An 18,120-nucleotide genomic window follows, 5' to 3' on the forward strand; every position below is an offset into this window, starting at 1 on the left:
GCAGGATTAATGCGCCGTCGCGACATCAGCCCGCCGGGTTAAGACTGGCGGGCTGAGCGGGAAGGCAAAACGTCGGGCGGAAAGTCGACGGCGCAATGGCGCCGTCGTTGTTCGCCTCCGGTCCGCTACAGCACTTCTCCGCCGTCGATCACCAGCGCCATGCCGGTAACGAAGGATGAGCGGTTCGACGCCAGATAGACGATGCCGTCGGCAATCTCTTGCGGGCTGGCCCAGCGCCCCATCGGGATGGTATCGGAAACATAGCGCTCCAGCGCTTTGCGTCCGCCCATCTGGGTTTCGAAACCCGCATTGAACGGGGTATCGACAAAGCCGGGGCACAGCGCATTGAAACGAATATTCTCGCGCGCGTAATCGGCCGCCATCTGACGCATCATGGCCACCGCCGCGTGTTTGGTGGTGGTATAGGAAATCATTGCCCGATCGTATTGCAGGCCGGAGTTGGAGGCGGTAATGATGACCGATCCGCCGCCCTGGGCGCGCATCGGCGCAATCACCTCGCGCGCAGCGACGAAGTGTGCGCGCACGTTCAGCGCCCAGGCCATGTCCATCTGCTGCGGGGTGACATCCTCCAGCCGGCCGCCAATCTGGATGCCGGCGTGCGAATGCAGAACGTCGAGCCGGCCGTGGGTCTGCAACACCCTGGCGACGGTGGCGGCGATCGCCGCATCGTCGCGCGCATCCAGCGCCCAGGATTCGGCCTGCCCGCCCGCCGCCGCAATCTCGCCGGCGGTTTCGTGCGCCAGCCCGGCGCATAAATCGGTCACGATAACATGCGCCCCTTCGGCCGCCATTGCGACGGCGCCCGCCCGACCGATACCGGATCCGGCGCCAGTGATCAGGGCGATGCGCCCCGTTAAACAACCCGTCATGTTTACGTTCCTTTGGGTCAGCGCCCGGCGGCGGGCCGATCCCCGCGCCGTAGCGTCAGTTGTGCGAATACCAGCACCAGCAGCGATACGCCCATCACCATCGTGCCGATAGCGTTGATTTCCGGCGTGACGCCGCGCCGGATCGAGGAAAAGATATAAATCGGCAGCGTGGTTTCGGATCCCGCCACGAAGAAGGCGATGATGAAATCATCGAAACTGAAGGTGAAACTCAGCAGAAATCCGGCAAAAATGGCGGGGGACAGCAGCGGCAGGGTGACCTGGCGCAGGGTGGCGACCGGCCCGGCGCCCAGGTCGCCCGAGGCTTCGATCAGCGAGGTATCCATGCCTTCGATGCGCGCGCGCACCAGAATGATGACCAGCGACATGGTGAACAGCGTGTGCGCCGCGATCAGCGAGTGATAGCCCATCGACAGCCGTACCCCGATCAGTGCCTCCAGCAGCGGGTTAACCGTATCAAAGACCGAAACCAGCGCGATCAGCGTGGCGATGCCGATCACAATGCCGGGGATCATCACCGCAATATAGATCATGGCGTCGAATAACAGCCGTATGCGACCTTTCATGCCGCTCAGGGCCAGCGCCGCCATGGTGCCGAACAGGCTGGCCAGAAGCGCCGAGATCAACGCGACGGTGGCCGACGTTTTCAGCGCGTCCATCACGAAAGGGTTGGACAGCGCCTTGCCGTACCACTGTAGAGAAAAACCCTGCATCTGGCTGGCGCTGCGTCCGGCCGAAAAGCTGAACAACGCGATGATACCGATCGGTAAATACAGGAAGGCATAGATTGCCAGCGCATAAATTCTCATCTCTGCTCTCCGCCTTAAATCAAACCCACATTCTCACGCGCCGCGCCGATCCGGCGCAGCAGACGCATGTAAAGCGCCACCACCACCAGCATGATGGCCACCAGCGTCATCGAAACGGCCGAGCCGAAGGCCCAGTTGCGCGACTGCAGGAACAGGTCCACCAGCGCGTTGCCGACGAAAAATACTTTGCCGCCGCCCAGCATCTGCGGGATCAGGTATTCGCCCATCAGCAGAATGAATACCAGCATGGAGCCGGTTGCCACGCCGGGCAGCGACAGCGGCACCGTTACCTGACAGAACCGGCGCCACGGCGGGGCGCCCAGATCGCCGGCCGCTTCCAGCAGCCGCTTGTCCAGCTTTTCGAGGCTGACGTAGATGGGGAACACCATCAGCGGCAAATAGCCGTAAACGATGCCGACCAACACCGCGAAAGGGGTGTTCAGCAGACGGACGTCGCCCAGTCCCAGATCGTGCAGCAACTGCGGGATCCCGCGGCCGCCCAGCAGAAAGATCCAGGCGTAGCTGCGGATCAGAATCGAGGTCCAGAACGGCACGATGACCAGCACCAGCAGCAATGTTTTCCATTTCGCTCCGACGCGCACCGCCAGAAAATAGGCGAGGGGATAGGCGATGAGCAACGCGGCGATCATGCCGACCGGCGCCAGCATCAGCGTGTTGCGGAAGGCCGTCCAGCGCGAAGGCAGATTAGCGTACTGCTCCAGCGTGAAGCCCGGCGCGTAACCGCCGGTGGCGCCCCGTTCGCCGAAGGAGTAGATCAGGACGACAATCAGCGGCAGCAGCAGCAGCGCTACGTACCACAGTCCGGCGGGGCTGAGCAATAACCAGCGGGCCTGCCTTCTCGAAATGACCATGCCCGCTCCTTACGCCGACTTGAAGCGAGCCATCAGCTCCGCCCGGTCGGGATTGGTTAATGTCGCTGCGGTGCCGAATTCCAGCGCATTCAATAGCTCCGCCGCCGGGTGAAGGATCGGATCCTCCAGCATCTCTTTCGGCAACAGCGCGTTCACCCGAGAGTCGGCCACCGGAAAACCGTGCGCCATCGCTTCGCGCGCGTTGACCTGCGGGTCGAGCAGGAAATTGATTAGCGCATAGGCCGCATCTTTGTGCGGCGCGCTCTTCGGCACGGCGTAATAGTCCGACCAGATTTCCCCCCCGTCTTTGCCCGGCGTGAAGTGTATTTCGGGCATGTCGCGGTTCATCTGTTTCCCTTCGCCGGTCCAGCACATTGTCAGCCACGCATCGCCGTTGCGCATCGGCGGCTGGTAGTCGGAGGTGATGGCGAACAGATGAGGTTTGATCTCCAATAGCAGTTTTTCGGCGTCGGCCAGCTCTTTCGGATCGATCGAATTGAACGAATAGCCATAGTATTTCAGCGCGTTGCCGATCGTCGTCAGCTGATAGTCATGCACAATGGTCCGACCGGAAAAGCGATCGCGCGTCAGGTCAAAGAACATTTTCCAACTGGTCAGCGGCGTCTCGCTTTTCGTGCTGTCCCACGCCATCCCGGTGGTGCCCCAGTTCTTCGGTACGGCATATATTTTGCCGTTGACCGATCCCGCCTCGGAGAAACGCTTGTCGAAGGCGGATGGGGTATAGTTCGGCAGTCTGGACAGATCCAGCGGCTCAATCAGATCGGCCTCGACATAGGTCGAAATCGTATAGTTGGTCGGTACGAACACGTCCCAGCCGCTGCCGCCGGCCTGTAGTTTAGCCAGCATCTCTTCGTTCGAACCGAAAACATTGACCAGCGTCTGTACGCCGGTTTGTCTGGCGAAAATATCGAAGTTGGCCGGGTCGTGGTAGTTCGGCCAGGTGGCCAGCACTACGCGTTTGCCCAGCGCGGCGGCTTCGGCCCGGCTGAGCAGTAGCGAGGGCATCGTGCTGCCGATGACCGCCATGGCGGCGCCCAGCCCGGTGATGCCCAAAAAATGGCGACGGGTGATCGAGCCTTTCTGGTAACGGTGCAGCTGTTGCATGAATTTCTGTCGGCTGATTGGCTTGTTATCGTCTTTCATTGTCGTGCTCCTGTATTGGAGAAGGTCAATCCTGGCCCAGGATCAGGCCCGTTCCGTGCTCCCAGACAACGTGGAGCAGGCTGCCCACATCGGCGTCGCACAGCGCTTTTTCCGCCTGCCTCGGCACCATCACCAGCACGTTGCCGAGTTCAGGGTTGCTAAGCAGGAATTCGATATGTTCGCCCAGAAATATACGGTGAGAGACGGTGGCGGGAATAACGCTCGAACCTGCGGGCAGGGCGGCGGTCGGAGACGTCAGGCGCAGCGTCTCCGGGCGTACGGCGACCTCGACCTGTTGACCGGGGCTGGCCGCCGCAATTGCTTCCACCACTACCGGCAGGCCCGAATCCAGCGTCACCTGCGCGGCGCCGTCTGCAGCCGAGGTCACGCGTCCGGCGAAGATGTTTGCGCGCCCGACAAAACCGGCGACATAGCGGTTTGCCGGGCGGTCGTACAGTTCCCGCGGCGTGCCGATTTGGGCGATGCGTCCTTTGCCCATGATGCAGATGCGGTCCGACATCGCCAGCGCCTCCTGCTGGTCATGGGTGACAAGAATGAAGGTGATGCCCAGCGTGCGCTGCAGGCTGAGCAGCTCTACCTGCATATCGGCCCGCAGCCTGGCATCGAGCGCCGCCATCGGCTCATCGAGCAGCAAAATTTTCGGTTCGTTGACGATCGCGCGCGCCAGCGCCACGCGCTGCTGCTGACCGCCCGACATTTGCCAGATGCGGCGCGGGCCGAATTCCGCCAGCCGGACGGTTTCCAGCGCCTGGTTAACGCGTTTATTGACTTCGGCGCGCGACATCTTCGGACGGCGCTGGCGCAGGCCATAGGCGACGTTCTGCGCCACCGTCATATGAGGGAAAAGGGCATAGTGCTGAAACACCATATTCACCGGGCGGTGATGGGCGGGCGTGTTGCCCACCTCGCGGCCGTCGATCAGGATGTCGCCATCGGTCGGCATTTCGAATCCCGCCAGCATTCTGAGCGCCGTGGTCTTGCCGCAGCCAGAAGGTCCCAGGAATGATAGAAACTCGCCTTTGGCGATGCGTAGGTTTAATTGGTCCGCGGCCAGCACATCACCATAGCGTTTGGTGGTATTAATGAATTCTGCGATGGTGTCAGCGGAACGCAAAGCGGGCGCGCGCGTGGCGTATGTCGCATATGTCATGTATTCCTCTTCTCCCGTCAAATGCGTCAGAAACGGTTTATTTCTTTATCGAAAAAAAGAGTAGGAATTTTCCGCAGGAGTGTATATACCTCAAAAAGCATAGAGGTCCGGCATTTTAAATAAATCGGGGGGAGTGAATTGCGGCAATGGCCGGCAGACCTGCTTTCGCCGATGGTCTGGCATATGAATTTCCTATTTATATCCGTCATCTTTCAGGTGGCGGGAAAGCGGCCGGCTTCGAAAATCGGCGAACGAAAGCCGCGGGGAATTACCCGCATATAAATGACGGAAGGCTATTGTTTACGCGAGGCGGCCGCCAGCAATATAAATTATTTATATTTGACTTATGCACATAATTAAGCGTGACTGGATTAAAGATAACGCCATCGTTATTTCATTGATAGACCCGGATATTTGGGCTTTATCGTTCGGTCTGATGCGCAGAAAAAATAATTAAGGAGTACGCCTGGGTGGACTGGATCGAAAGCAGTGCAAGAGTCGTGGATTGCCTGGGCACGCCGGAATTCGCCCCCAGCCTGATCGACGCGCTGCGCGCCGTCGTCCCTTTCGAACACACGGTGATTTTCGCCTATTATGAAGGTCGTAAACCCCTTGCGTTACACGATGACTTCCCGGATAAAAAACGCCGCGTGATGGTCGATGATTACCAGGCCGGTCCCTACCTTTTAGATCCGTTCTTTCGTCACGCGGCCGCTTGCGTCAACCCTTGCCTGGTGAGACTGCGCGACCTGGCCCCGGACCGTTTCTATCAGGGCGAGTACTTTCGTAATTACTATATTCAGACCGGTCTGGCTGAAGAAATCGGTTTTATGGTCAATCCGGGTCAGGGCGTCAACGTCGTGATATCGGCCATGCGGGAATCCCGCCGCTTCTCTGCCTGGGAGTTTCGCAAATTGCGCGAGGTGATGCCCTTTGTCAACGCCGTATCGCGACGCCACTGGGCCGATCTGGTCCAGCAATTCGCCGAACAGCCGGCGCCCGCGCGCGGACCGAAACTGGTGGAGCTGATCGACAAGGCGTTCCAGAATATCGGCTCCAATCTGCTGACGCCGCGCGAGGCGGAGATTGTGGGCTATATCCTCAAGGGGTACTCAGCCAAAGCGACCAGCCTGGCGCTCGGTATCTCGCCGGGAACGGTGCGTATCCACAAACGCAATCTCTACGTTAAATTGCGCATCGGTTCGCAGGGCGAACTGTTTTCCCGCTTTATCCGGGCGCTGACGGCGCTGGAGTGAAAAAAACGCGTTGTCTGACGACGAGGGTTTGACGAGGATTTAGGGAGGGCGAAAGGCTTTCCGGCGCTGTTGCATAATCCCGCTGTGACGGATGACTCTTTGCGATCGAACCGTTCCGCCGCTTCGGCATAAAATAAGCTGGGGCGGTCAGTCCAAACGCTTTCGCCATCAACAGGCTCTGATACTTATTCTCACACTATCGGATGGATCTATATCCTTCATACCGCAAGCGGCAGGTGCGTTGGTTTTGTTACTCGTCCCATCCATGGGGCTCTCCCTTGTCGGGCCGCCGCCAGCGGCCTTCAACTCCGCTCCCGGCGGAGTTGTCGCTTACCCCGGTTACTTACTGCTGTAAGCGGCCGAGAGATATCCTGTCGCTCACCGAAGGCCAGCCGTTGGCTGGACAAAGTCGTTGCCGACGAATTTGTCGCTGCGTCGCCGCCGGACGCTTAACCACGTTTCCAGTCAGGCCGAATCCGGCAGTTGTTCCAAACCTGTAATCGTATCCTGCCGTTTCTCTCTGCCTTGCTGGCGACGTTATTCCGGCAAGGCTTTGAGTGCGTGCGACATCCTGGAGATCGACCGTGTCGAATTGGTCGCTTTTATCGGGTGTTCGACCGGATTAAAAAATGAACTAAGGCACACGGAAAATCGTCCATGGACACATTTATGGACACAAAAACCTCTGGCTCTTGGTGGAAGCGAATAGACATTGATGGAACAAAAAATCCCGCATAACAGTCAGTTATGCGGGATTTTTGAATATGAGTGAGCGCTTGCAATATTGGCGTTACTTGCCTATGCAGAAGCTGGAAAAGATCCGGCCCAGCAGGTCGTCGGAGGTGAAAGCGCCAGTAATCTCGCTTAAGCATTGCTGCGCCAGCCGCAGTTCTTCCGCCAGTAGTTCCCCTGCGTAAGCGCTTACTAATTGTTCCCGGCCCTGCAACAGGTGTTGCGCGGCTTGTTCCAGCGCCTGCAGGTGGCGGCGGCGCGCCAGGAAACCGCCTTCGGTATTGCTGGTGAAGCCCATGCTTTGTTTAAGGTGGTCGCGCAGTTGCGCGACGCCGTCGCCGGTGCGCGCCGACAGGCGAATAAGTGAGTGTGTGTTCACTTCTTCTATTCCGACCGTCTCACCTGTGATATCCGCCTTATTGCGCACCACGGTTACCGGCAGCGTCGCCGGTAAACGGGCCATGAACTCCGGCCAGATTTGCGCCGGCTCAGTGGCGTGGGTGGTGGTGGCGTCGACCATAAACAGTACGCGGTCGGCCTGTTCGATTTCCCGCCACGCGCGCTCAATGCCGATGCGTTCGACTTCATCGCTGGCGTCGCGCAGACCGGCGGTATCAATGATATGCAGCGGCATGCCGTCGATGTGAATATGTTCGCGCAGGATATCCCGCGTGGTGCCTGCGATGTCGGTCACGATGGCCGCTTCCCGCCCGGCCAGCGCGTTCAGCAGGCTGGATTTACCGGCGTTGGGACGCCCGGCGATTACTACCTTCATCCCTTCACGCAGCAGACTGCCCTGACGCGCTTCGGCCCGCACCGCGTCCAGATCGGCGATGACGTCGTTGAGTTGCGCCTCGATTTTCCCGTCGGACAGAAAATCGATCTCCTCATCGGGAAAGTCGATAGCGGCCTCCACGTAGATGCGGAGGTGGGTCAGCGTCTCCGTCAGTTGGTTAATGCGCGCCGAGAAGGCGCCCTGCAGGGAGTTTAGCGCGGAGCGGGCGGCCTGCTCCGAGCTGGCGTCGATCAGATCGGCGATAGCCTCTGCCTGCGCCAGGTCGAGCTTATCGTTGAGGAACGCCCGTTCGGAAAATTCGCCCGGTCGGGCGATGCGCACGCCGGGTAAGGCCACAATACGCTGCAGCAGCAGATCGAGAATGACCGGTCCGCCGTGGCCCTGCAGTTCCAGCACGTCTTCGCCGGTGAAGGAGTTCGGGCCGGGAAACCACAGCGCGATGCCCTGATCGAGCGTGACGCCGTCGGTATCGCGAAACGGCAGATAGTCCGCATAGCGCGGCTTGGGCCGTTTGCCTAATACCGCTTTCGCCACTGCGGCGGCGGACGGGCCTGAAACGCGCAGAATACCTACTCCGCCGCGTCCTGGTGGCGTGGCCTGGGCTACGATGGTGTCGGAATGGCTCATGGTTTTCTCTCTAAACGTAATGTCGCCGCCGGGGCGGGTATGGCATGCCCGAAAACCCAAAACGTCGGCAACCGTTTTGTTGCGTATGATAAAAGAATAAGGGGGTTGCTGACAAAGTCGCCGATGAACCCGGTTATCCGGGTCTGGCGTCCCTCGGGGCGCTCCGGCGGATAACGCCGCTACAGGCCCTTCGCCGCGTTCTCGCTAATAAGCCATTTTGTCATCGGTCTGATAAAAATAAGGCGGTCAGTGACCGCCTTATTTTCGCTATCGCTGGTCAGCCGCGACCGTTATTTTTTCTCACGGCTATGCAGACCGCGTTTTTCCAGCCCGCGATAAATCAGCTGCTGCTGGAGGATGGTCACCAGGTTGCTGACGATATAATACAGCACCAGACCTGACGGGAACCACAGGAAGAACACGGTGAAGATGACCGGCATGTAGGTCATGATCTTCTGCTGCATCGGATCGGTTACGGTGGTTGGCGACATCTTCTGGATGAAGAACATCGTCACGCCCATCAGCACCGGCAGGATGTAGTACGGGTCCTGCGCGGACAGGTCATGGATCCACAGGGCGAACGGCGCGTGGCGCAGCTCGACCGACCCCATCAGCATGTAGTACAACGCCAGAAAGATCGGCATCTGGATCACCAGAGGGAAGCAGCCGCCCAGCGGGTTAACTTTCTCTGATTTGTATAGCGCCATCATTTCCTGACTCATGCGCTGCTTATCGTCGCCGATACGCTCACGCATCGCCTGCAGTTTAGGCTGCAGCATGCGCATTTTCGCCATCGAGGTGTATTGCGCTTTGGTCAGCGGATACATGATGCCGCGCACGATAAAGGTGATGACGATAATGGAGAAGCCCCAGTTACCGATGAAGCTGTGCAGGAATTTCAGCAGCTTAAACAGCGGCTGAGAGATGAACCACAGCCAGCCGTAATCCACGGTTAAATCCAGATGCGGCGCAACGGCGGCCATTTTGTCCTGAATTTCCGGGCCGACCCACAGCGTGGCGTTAAGATTTTGCTGCGCGCCGGGCTGCACCACCACCGGTTCGGCTTTAAAGCCAATCGCCGCCAGACCGTTGTCCAGCCGGGTGCTGTAGAAGGTGTTGGCGCTCTGCGTCGACGGAACCCACGCGGTGGCGAAATACTGCTGCAGCATGGCGACCCAGCCGCCTTTGGTGCTGATGTTCAGGTTCTCGTCCATATCGCTGAAGCTGTACTTTTTGTACTTTTCGTCGCTGGAAGAGAACGCCGCGCCGCGGTAGGTATGCAGCGCAAAGTTATTGCTGCCGGTATCGCGATGCTTAGGCAATTCGATGGACTGCTTTAATTGACCGAACAGGGTCAGCTCCAGCGGCTGAGCGCTGGTATTGTTCACGCTGTAGTCCACCGCCAGTGCATAGTCGCCGCGTTTTAATACGAAGGTCTTGATGTAGGTGACGCCATCGGCCGCGGTGTAGGTTAGCGGAATACGCAGCTCGTTCTGACCGTCAGCCAGTTCAAAATGATCCTGAGCGGCGGTGAACAGCGGACGCCCGCCTTTATTCGGGTTGTCCGGGCCGTCTTTGCCGGTCAGACCGCTCTGGGCCTGGTAGGTGAAGAGCGGCGTGGTTTCCAGCAGCTGGAAAGGGCGATCCGATCCCAGCGTTTCCGGGTAGACCAGCAGGCTGGCTTGTTCAATATCGCCGCCGCGGGTATTGATACTCAGTGACAGTACATCGGTCTTGACGGTGATCGTTTTACCCTGACCGCTGGCGGGGACACCCTGGCTGGCGGCATCACCAATAGCGCTATTCGCAGTCTGTTGCGTGGTCTGCGTGCTCTGAGGCGGATTTTTGTCCGTTTCCCAGGCCTGCCAGATCATGAAAGATACGAATAGCAGAGCGATGATAAGGAGATTGCGTTGCGAATCCATCGTTAATGTTCTCTGTTATTGTCGGTTTTTGGCGGTACGGGATCATCACCACCAGGGTTCAAAGGGTGGCATTTTAATACGCGTTTGAGCGTCAACCAACTGCCTTTTATCATACCGAACCGACGTATCGCCTCTATGCCGTATTGCGAGCATGTCGGCCGAAAGCGGCAGTGCGGTCCCAGTAACGGACTAATTACAAGTTGATAAACTTTTATCAACCCGATTAGCAGGTACGAGCCTGGCGACAATGGCGGCGCCATAGTTTTTCCAGTGTTTCCGTCAGCGCACGATTATCCAGCTCAGTCACCCCCTTTTTGACCAGCACAATAAAATCCATGGCGGGCAGGGTATGCTGGTTCAAACGGAAGCTTTCACGAGCCAGACGTTTAATCCGGTTACGTTCATGCGCGCGTTTAACCTGCTTTTTGGCGATGGTCAGACCGATGCGGGGATGCCCCAGCGTATTCAGGCGGCCGAGAATGGTGATTTGCGGCGTGCCAGCCCGTTGCGGCTGCTGGAAGACAAAAGTGAAATGGCTGGGAGTTAACAAACGTAACTCCCTGGGAAAAGCGAGCTTAACCACGCGATGGGTTAGCTTTTATTACTTAGAAACAGTCAGACGAGTACGGCCTTTCGCACGACGGCGGGCCAGAACCTGACGACCATTTTTAGTGGCCATACGAGCACGGAAACCGTGGCTACGGTTACGCTTCAATACGGACGGTTGGAAAGTGCGTTTCATGGCGATTTCTACCTAAACTTGGATAATTAACTTCACAGTAAACGCGTTTGGCTACTCGGCGTGAGAACGACCGACGCCTCAATCGCATAATAAAGAGGCGGGATTGTAATAATTGTACAGCCCTGAGTCAATTAACATCACGTTTTACCGGCCAGTTTATCCTGAATCACTCAGGATATCTGCCTGGGTCAGCGCAGAAAAACCGGCCCTACGCGCAGGCCGGGAATTATACGGACTCTATATTAAAGCGCAAGGATCCCGCGACGATCCGCTGCGATTAGTTGGACGAGACCCGGATCGCGCGGCGATCGGCCTGCGTTGACGGCGTAATGCCGCCCGCTCAGCTCGGAAAAAGCCGAAAAAATAACCAGACTGGCGGCTCATGACGGCCGTGCGGGGATCGTACGTTTTTTTCCCGACCCATCGGGCGTTGGATCGTCAGCGCGCGGCGCGGCGGCCGGCAATGGGATCGTTTGGCGCGATCCGCTTGCGCCGGGAGCGGAGCAATGTGGGACGCCGCACGGCGTTGCACAGATCGTATCCGGGGTTAGCCGGCGAGCGGCGACGTTTTTTCCACAGGAGTAATTTTAATTTATTGATTATATAGCCTGTTTTTTACCAACCGCGACGATGATACGCCACATCGGGCGGCGTGATGCCTGCTTTCGCCGCCGGCGCGGGCGAGGATAATCCATTTTCTGCAATAAGAATAGCCTGTGGATAAAAAGGATCTAAACTGTGCAGAAGGGGAAGATCTCCGGGCGTCTTTAGGTTATGATCCGCAGTCCTGAAAACGATCCTCCGTCAGGATCGTCTCGGTCGCCGCAACCGTCACGCGGTGCGCTGGCAGATAGCCGGTGCCAAAAAATCATGAGTTACATAAAAACGTTTTCCGATCCTTTTCTTTTAGATTGATCTTGTTCGAGTGGAGTCCGCCGTGTCACTTTCGCTTTGGCAGCAGTGTCTTGCCCGTTTGCAGGATGAGTTACCTGCCACAGAATTCAGTATGTGGATACGCCCTTTGCAGGCTGAGCTGAGTGATAACACTCTGGCGCTCTACGCCCCTAATCGTTTTGTGCTGGATTGGGTTCGTGATAAATACTTAAATAATATTAATGGGTTGCTGAATGATTTCTGCGGCGTAGACGCGCCTTTGCTGCGTTTTGAAGTCGGCAGCAAACCGCTGATCCAACCGGTTAGCCAGCCGGTGGTGCATACTCAGAGCGCCAGCAGCGCGCCTGCGCCCCAAACGCGCAGCGTGCCGGTGCGCCCCAGCTGGGACAATTCGCCGGTGCAGGCGGAGCATTCTTACCGTTCCAACGTCAACCCGAAACATACGTTCGACAACTTTGTCGAGGGCAAATCGAACCAGCTGGCTCGCGCTGCCGCGCGTCAGGTGGCCGATAATCCCGGCGGCGCCTATAACCCGCTGTTTCTCTACGGCGGCACCGGGCTGGGTAAAACTCACCTGCTGCATGCGGTGGGCAACGGTATTATTGCCCGTAAAGCCAACGCCAAAGTGGTCTATATGCACTCCGAACGTTTTGTGCAGGATATGGTCAAAGCTCTGCAGAATAACGCCATCGAGGAGTTTAAGCGCTACTACCGTTCGGTTGACGCGCTGCTGATCGATGACATTCAGTTTTTCGCCAATAAAGAGCGTTCGCAGGAAGAGTTTTTCCATACCTTTAATGCGCTGCTGGAAGGCAATCAACAGATCATTTTGACCTCCGATCGCTATCCCAAAGAGATCAATGGGGTGGAAGATCGTCTGAAATCGCGCTTTGGCTGGGGCCTGACGGTGGCGATCGAACCGCCCGAGCTGGAAACCCGCGTGGCGATCCTAATGAAGAAGGCCGATGAGAACGACATTCGCCTGCCGGGCGAGGTGGCTTTCTTTATCGCCAAACGCCTGCGCTCCAATGTGCGCGAGCTGGAAGGGGCGCTGAACCGGGTGATCGCCAACGCCAATTTTACCGGGCGTTCGATTACTATCGATTTTGTGCGCGAGGCGTTGCGCGATCTGCTGGCGCTGCAGGAAAAGCTGGTTACCATCGACAATATTCAGAAGACGGTGGCCGAGTACTACAAGATTAAGATTGCCGATCTGCTGTCCAGACGGCGTTCGCGCTCGGTAGCCCGTCCGCGTCAGATGGCCATGGCGCTGGCGAAAGAGTTAACCAACCACAGCCTGCCGGAAATCGGCGATGCGTTTGGTGGTCGCGATCATACTACGGTGTTGCACGCCTGCCGCAAGATTGAGCAGCTGCGTGAGGAAAGTCACGACATCAAAGAAGATTTCTCCAATTTAATCCGAACCTTATCTTCCTGACATTATGAAATTTATTGTTGAACGCGAGCAACTACTAAAACCATTGCAACAGGTCAGCAGCCCACTGGGCGGGCGGCCGACACTGCCTATCCTGGGTAACCTGCTGCTGCAGGTGACGGAAGGTACATTACTGTTAACCGGAACCGATCTCGAAATGGAGATGGTGGCGCGCGTCGCGTTGAACCAGACGCACGAGCCAGGCGCCACCACCGTTCCGGCGCGCAAATTTTTTGATATCTGCCGCGGTTTGCCGGAAGGCGCGGAAATTACCGTGATGCTGGATGGCGAACGGATGCTGGTGCGTTCCGGCCGCAGCCGCTTCTCCCTGTCGACCCTGCCCGCCGCCGATTTCCCGAATCTGGACGACTGGCAAAGCGAGGTGGAGTTCACGCTGCCGCAGGCCACGCTGAAGCGCCTGATTGAGTCCACTCAGTTCTCCATGGCGCATCAGGATGTGCGTTACTACCTGAACGGTATGCTGTTTGAAACCGAAGGCACGGAGCTGCGCACGGTGGCGACGGACGGCCACCGTCTGGCGGTTTGCTCCATGCCGGTCGGCCAGTCGCTGCCTTCTCATTCGGTGATCGTGCCGCGTAAAGGGGTGATGGAGCTGGTGCGCCTGCTGGACGGCGGCGATACGCCGCTGCAGCTGCAGATTGGCGGCAACAATATCCGCGCGCACGTCGGCGATTTTATTTTTACCTCTAAGCTGGTCGACGGCCGTTTCCCTGATTATCGTCGCGTATTGCCGAAAAACCCTGACAAAACGCTGGAAGCCGGCTGCGATCTGCTGCGTCAGGCTTTCGCCCGCGCCGCCATTCTGTCGAATGAAAAGTTCCGCGGCGTGCGGCTGCACCTGAATCAAAATCAGCTCAAAATAACCGCCAATAACCCGGAACAGGAAGAAGCGGAAGAGATACTGGACGTGCAGTACGACGGCACGGAAATGGAAATTGGTTTTAACGTCAGCTATGTGCTGGACGTGCTCAACGCTCTGAAGTGCGAAGACGTGCGTTTACTGTTGACCGACTCGGTTTCCAGCGTGCAGATCGAAGACTGCGCCAGCCAGGCGGCGGCCTATGTGGTTATGCCGATGCGGCTGTAGCGGCCCGTGCCGGCGCGCGAGCCTTGCCGCCGTTCGCGCCGGCGGCCGGCTTCCGGCCCGACGCAAGGCGATATGCGGGGCGCCCGGCCGGCGGCCCGCGTGTGAACAGGCTGCACTCATTGTGCCAGGATCATTCAATTAATGGCTCTTACTCGTCTTCTGATTAAAGACTTTCGTAATATCGCCGCCGCCGATCTGACGCTCTCTCCTGGCTTTAATTTTCTGGTGGGGCCGAACGGCAGCGGGAAAACCAGCGTGCTGGAAGCGGTGTATACGCTGGGGCACGGCCGCGCTTTTCGCAGCGTGCAGGCGCTCAGGGTGATTCGTCACGATCAGCCGGAGTTTGTTCTGCATGCCCGCCTGCAGGGCGCGGAGCGCGAGCGCGCCATCGGCCTGAGCAAGAATCGCCTGGGGGACAGCGTCGTGCGCATTGACGGCAGCGACGGCCATAAAGTGGCGGAGCTGGCGCAACTGTTGCCGATACAGCTCATCACGCCCGAAGGCTTTACCCTGCTGAACGGCGGGCCGAAATACCGGCGCGCGTTTCTGGACTGGGGCTGTTTTCATCACGATCCCGGCTTTTTTACCGCCTGGAGCAACCTGAAGCGTTTGTTGCGCCAGCGCAATGCCGCTTTGCGCCAGGTGAGCCGCTACGATCAGCTGCGCGCCTGGGACATGGCGTTAATCCCGCTGGCCGAACAGGTCAGCGCCTGCCGGGCGCACTACAGCGCGGCGATCGCCGAAGATATTGCCGCTACCTGTAAGCAATTTCTGCCGGAGTTTTCGCTGACCTTCGCTTTTCAGCGCGGCTGGGACAAGGAAAGCGACTACGCCGCCACGCTGGAGCGGCAGTTTGAGCGCGACCGGCTGCTGACCTATACCGCGCAGGGCCCGCATAAGGCGGATTTCCGTATCCGGGCCGACGGCGTGGCGGTGGAGGATATGCTGTCGCGCGGGCAGATGAAGCTATTGATGTGCGCTCTGCGTCTGGCGCAGGGCGAATTCCTCACCCGGCAGAGCGGACTGCGCTGTTTGTATTTGATCGATGATTTTGCCTCTGAACTGGATGTCACCCGTCGTCGTCTGCTGGCGGAGCGGCTGAAAGCCACACAGGCACAGGTCTTCGTCAGCGCGGTCAGCGCCGGGCAGGTCAATGATATGATGGAAGACGGCGCGGCAAGTGAAAATGGCAAGATGTTCCGTGTGGAACAAGGTAAAATAGCAGATCAATCACAGAACTAAAATGAGCGAGAAACGTTGATGTCGAATTCTTATGACTCCTCTAGTATCAAGGTATTAAAAGGGCTGGACGCGGTGCGTAAACGCCCGGGTATGTATATCGGTGATACGGATGATGGTACCGGTCTTCATCATATGGTATTCGAGGTTGTGGACAACGCTATCGACGAAGCGCTCGCGGGCTACTGTAAAGACATTGTTATCACCATCCACGCCGATAACTCGGTATCCGTGCAGGATGACGGGCGCGGTATCCCGACCGGTATTCATGAAGAAGAAGGCATTTCCGCCGCTGAAGTGATCATGACCGTCCTGCACGCAGGCGGTAAGTTCGATGATAACTCCTATAAGGTTTCCGGCGGTCTGCACGGCGTGGGCGTTTCGGTGGTTAACGCTCTGTCGGAAAAACTCGAACTGGTGATCTGCCGCGAAGGTAAGAGAAATGAGCAGATCTATCGTCACGGGGTGGCGCAGGCGCCGCTGAAAGCGACCGGCGACACGGAAAAAACCGGCACGCGGGTGCGTTTTTGGCCGAGTCTGGAAACCTTTACCAACGTTATCGAATTCGATTACGAGATCCTGGCGAAACGTCTGCGCGAGCTCTCTTTCCTTAACTCCGGCGTGTCGATCCGCCTGATTGACGAGCGTGAAAAAGATAAGGCCGATCACTTCCACTACGAAGGCGGCATCAAGGCGTTTGTCGATTATCTGAACCGCAATAAAACGCCGATTCACCCGAACGTATTTTATTTTTCGACGGTGAAAGATGATATCGGCGTCGAAGTGGCGCTGCAGTGGAACGACGGTTTCCAGGAAAACATTTACTGTTTCACCAACAACATTCCGCAGCGCGACGGCGGGACTCATCTGGCCGGTTTCCGCGCCGCGATGACCCGTACGCTGAACACCTACATGGATAAAGAAGGCTACAGCAAGAAAGCGAAAATCAGCGCCACCGGCGACGATGCGCGCGAAGGCCTGATTGCCGTGGTGTCGGTCAAAGTGCCGGATCCGAAGTTCTCGTCGCAGACCAAAGACAAACTGGTCTCTTCCGAAGTGAAGACGGCGGTGGAATCGCTGATGAACGAAAAGCTGGTGGATTATCTGATGGAAAATCCGTCGGACGCCAAAATCGTGGTCGGCAAAATTATCGACGCCGCGCGCGCGCGCGAAGCGGCGCGCAAGGCGCGCGATATGACGCGACGTAAAGGCGCGCTCGATCTGGCCGGCCTGCCGGGCAAACTGGCGGACTGCCAGGAACGCGATCCGGCGCTGTCCGAACTCTACCTGGTGGAAGGGGACTCGGCGGGCGGTTCGGCCAAACAGGGCCGTAACCGTAAAAATCAGGCTATCCTGCCGCTGAAAGGGAAAATCCTCAACGTTGAGAAGGCGCGTTTCGACAAGATGCTGTCGTCGCAGGAAGTGGCGACGCTGATCACCGCGCTGGGCTGCGGCATCGGCCGCGATGAGTACAACCCGGATAAACTGCGTTATCACAATATCATCATCATGACCGATGCGGACGTCGATGGCTCCCATATCCGCACCCTGCTGCTGACCTTCTTCTATCGGCAGATGCCGGAAATTGTCGAGCGCGGCCACGTGTATATCGCCCAGCCGCCGCTGTACAAAGTGAAGAAAGGCAAGCAGGAGCAGTACATCAAAGACGATGAGGCGATGGACCAGTACCAGATCGCGCTGGCGCTGGACGGCGCCACGCTGCACGCCAACGCGCACGCGCCGGCGCTGGCCGGCGAGCCGCTGGAGAAACTGGTGTCGGAACATTATGCGGTACAGAAAATGATTGGCCGCATGGAGCGTCGCTATCCGCGCGCGCTGCTAAATAATCTGATCTATCACCCGACGCTGACCGAAGATGCGCTGAGCGATCAGGCGCAGGTGCAGCAGTGGATTGAAACGCTGAGCGCGCGGCTGAACGAACAGGAACAACACGGCAGCGCCTATAGCTTTGTGGTGTATGAGAACGCGGAGCGGCAGATTTTCGAGCCGGTTTTGCGCGTGCGCACCCATGGCGTGGATACCGATTACCGTCTGGACGACAGCTTCGTGCACGGCGGCGAATATCGTAAAATCTGCGCGCTGGGCGAGAAACTGCGCGGTCTGATCGAGGAGGATGCCTTTATCGAGCGCGGCGAGCGCCGTCAGCCGGTCGCCAGCTTCGAGCAGGCGCTTGAGTGGCTGGTGAAGGAATCGCGCCGCGGTCTGGCGATCCAGCGCTATAAAGGTCTGGGCGAGATGAACCCGGAACAGTTATGGGAAACGACCATGGATCCGGAAAGCCGTCGCATGCTGCGCGTGACGGTCAAGGACGCCATCGCCGCCGACCAGCTGTTCACCACGCTGATGGGGGATGCGGTGGAGCCGCGCCGCGCCTTTATCGAAGAGAACGCGCTGAAGGCCGCCAACATCGATATCTGATCG

15 protein-coding genes are annotated in these 18,120 nt (G+C 58.1%); 5 read left to right on the top strand and 10 right to left on the bottom strand.

The window, feature by feature from the left end:
• Nucleotides 1-125: 125 nt before the first annotated feature.
• The 5 genes from FJU30_RS15695 to FJU30_RS15715 are packed head-to-tail and all read right to left on the bottom strand — an operon-like array spanning nucleotide 126 to nucleotide 4,924.
• Nucleotides 126-890, bottom strand: a complete 765-nt coding sequence (locus tag FJU30_RS15695; protein WP_150435922.1) for an SDR family NAD(P)-dependent oxidoreductase — start codon at nucleotides 888-890, stop codon at nucleotides 126-128.
• A 17-nt stretch (nucleotides 891-907) separates the two neighbouring features.
• The gene (locus FJU30_RS15700) at nucleotides 908-1,717 is read right to left on the bottom strand and encodes an ABC transporter permease (protein ID WP_150435923.1); all 810 of its coding nucleotides are present in this window, start codon (nucleotides 1,715-1,717) and stop codon (nucleotides 908-910) included.
• A gap of 14 nt (nucleotides 1,718-1,731) precedes the next feature.
• Nucleotides 1,732-2,589: an ABC transporter permease gene (locus FJU30_RS15705; protein WP_150435924.1), complete on the bottom strand. Its 858-nt coding sequence runs from the start codon at nucleotides 2,587-2,589 to the stop codon at nucleotides 1,732-1,734.
• A 9-nt stretch (nucleotides 2,590-2,598) separates the two neighbouring features.
• A complete protein-coding gene (locus FJU30_RS15710) occupies nucleotides 2,599-3,753 on the bottom strand; it encodes an ABC transporter substrate-binding protein (RefSeq protein WP_150435925.1) in 1,155 nt (384 codons plus the stop codon).
• A gap of 25 nt (nucleotides 3,754-3,778) precedes the next feature.
• Complete coding sequence (locus FJU30_RS15715; RefSeq protein ID WP_150435926.1) at nucleotides 3,779-4,924, bottom strand: ABC transporter ATP-binding protein; 1,146 nt, start codon at nucleotides 4,922-4,924, stop codon at nucleotides 3,779-3,781.
• Between the two features lie 470 nt (nucleotides 4,925-5,394).
• Here FJU30_RS15715 and FJU30_RS15720 point away from each other — a divergent pair, with 470 nt between their 5' ends.
• Nucleotides 5,395-6,180 carry a helix-turn-helix transcriptional regulator gene (locus FJU30_RS15720; protein ID WP_150435927.1) on the top strand — a complete coding sequence of 262 codons (786 nt, stop codon included), beginning with the start codon at nucleotides 5,395-5,397 and terminating at the stop codon, nucleotides 6,178-6,180.
• A 790-nt stretch (nucleotides 6,181-6,970) separates the two neighbouring features.
• Here FJU30_RS15720 and mnmE read toward each other — a convergent pair.
• The 5 genes from mnmE to rpmH all read right to left on the bottom strand — a co-directional run bounded on the left by mnmE (nucleotide 6,971) and on the right by rpmH (nucleotide 11,002).
• Nucleotides 6,971-8,335 (bottom strand): tRNA uridine-5-carboxymethylaminomethyl(34) synthesis GTPase MnmE, encoded by a 1,365-nt coding sequence (gene mnmE / locus FJU30_RS15725; RefSeq protein ID WP_150435928.1) that lies wholly within the window; start codon nucleotides 8,333-8,335, stop codon nucleotides 6,971-6,973.
• A gap of 290 nt (nucleotides 8,336-8,625) precedes the next feature.
• Nucleotides 8,626-10,260, bottom strand: a complete 1,635-nt coding sequence (yidC, locus tag FJU30_RS15730) for a membrane protein insertase YidC (RefSeq protein ID WP_150435929.1) — start codon at nucleotides 10,258-10,260, stop codon at nucleotides 8,626-8,628.
• A gap of 2 nt (nucleotides 10,261-10,262) precedes the next feature.
• Nucleotides 10,263-10,520, bottom strand: coding sequence for a membrane protein insertion efficiency factor YidD (gene yidD / locus FJU30_RS15735; RefSeq protein ID WP_150435930.1), 258 nt, complete (start codon nucleotides 10,518-10,520; stop codon nucleotides 10,263-10,265).
• A complete protein-coding gene (gene rnpA / locus FJU30_RS15740) occupies nucleotides 10,484-10,843 on the bottom strand; it encodes a ribonuclease P protein component (protein ID WP_150435931.1) in 360 nt (119 codons plus the stop codon). The genes yidD and rnpA overlap by 37 nt, the downstream gene beginning before the upstream one ends.
• 18 nt (nucleotides 10,844-10,861) lie before the next feature.
• Complete coding sequence (gene rpmH / locus FJU30_RS15745) at nucleotides 10,862-11,002, bottom strand: 50S ribosomal protein L34 (protein ID WP_004093983.1); 141 nt, start codon at nucleotides 11,000-11,002, stop codon at nucleotides 10,862-10,864.
• Between the two features lie 937 nt (nucleotides 11,003-11,939).
• On the opposite strand from rpmH, the gene dnaA reads away from it, so the two are divergent.
• The 4 genes from dnaA to gyrB all read left to right on the top strand — a co-directional run bounded on the left by dnaA (nucleotide 11,940) and on the right by gyrB (nucleotide 18,117).
• Nucleotides 11,940-13,334: a chromosomal replication initiator protein DnaA gene (dnaA, locus tag FJU30_RS15750; RefSeq protein ID WP_150435932.1), complete on the top strand. Its 1,395-nt coding sequence runs from the start codon at nucleotides 11,940-11,942 to the stop codon at nucleotides 13,332-13,334.
• 4 nt (nucleotides 13,335-13,338) lie between these two features.
• Nucleotides 13,339-14,439 carry a DNA polymerase III subunit beta gene (gene dnaN, locus FJU30_RS15755; protein WP_150435933.1) on the top strand — a complete coding sequence of 367 codons (1,101 nt, stop codon included), beginning with the start codon at nucleotides 13,339-13,341 and terminating at the stop codon, nucleotides 14,437-14,439.
• 141 nt (nucleotides 14,440-14,580) lie between these two features.
• Nucleotides 14,581-15,681, top strand: coding sequence for a DNA replication/repair protein RecF (recF, locus tag FJU30_RS15760; protein WP_150435934.1), 1,101 nt, complete (start codon nucleotides 14,581-14,583; stop codon nucleotides 15,679-15,681).
• An 18-nt stretch (nucleotides 15,682-15,699) separates the two neighbouring features.
• Nucleotides 15,700-18,117, top strand: a complete 2,418-nt coding sequence (gene gyrB / locus FJU30_RS15765; protein WP_150435935.1) for a DNA topoisomerase (ATP-hydrolyzing) subunit B — start codon at nucleotides 15,700-15,702, stop codon at nucleotides 18,115-18,117.
• Nucleotides 18,118-18,120: the final 3 nt, after the last annotated feature.

The sequence above is a fragment of the Affinibrenneria salicis genome (assembly GCF_008710095.1).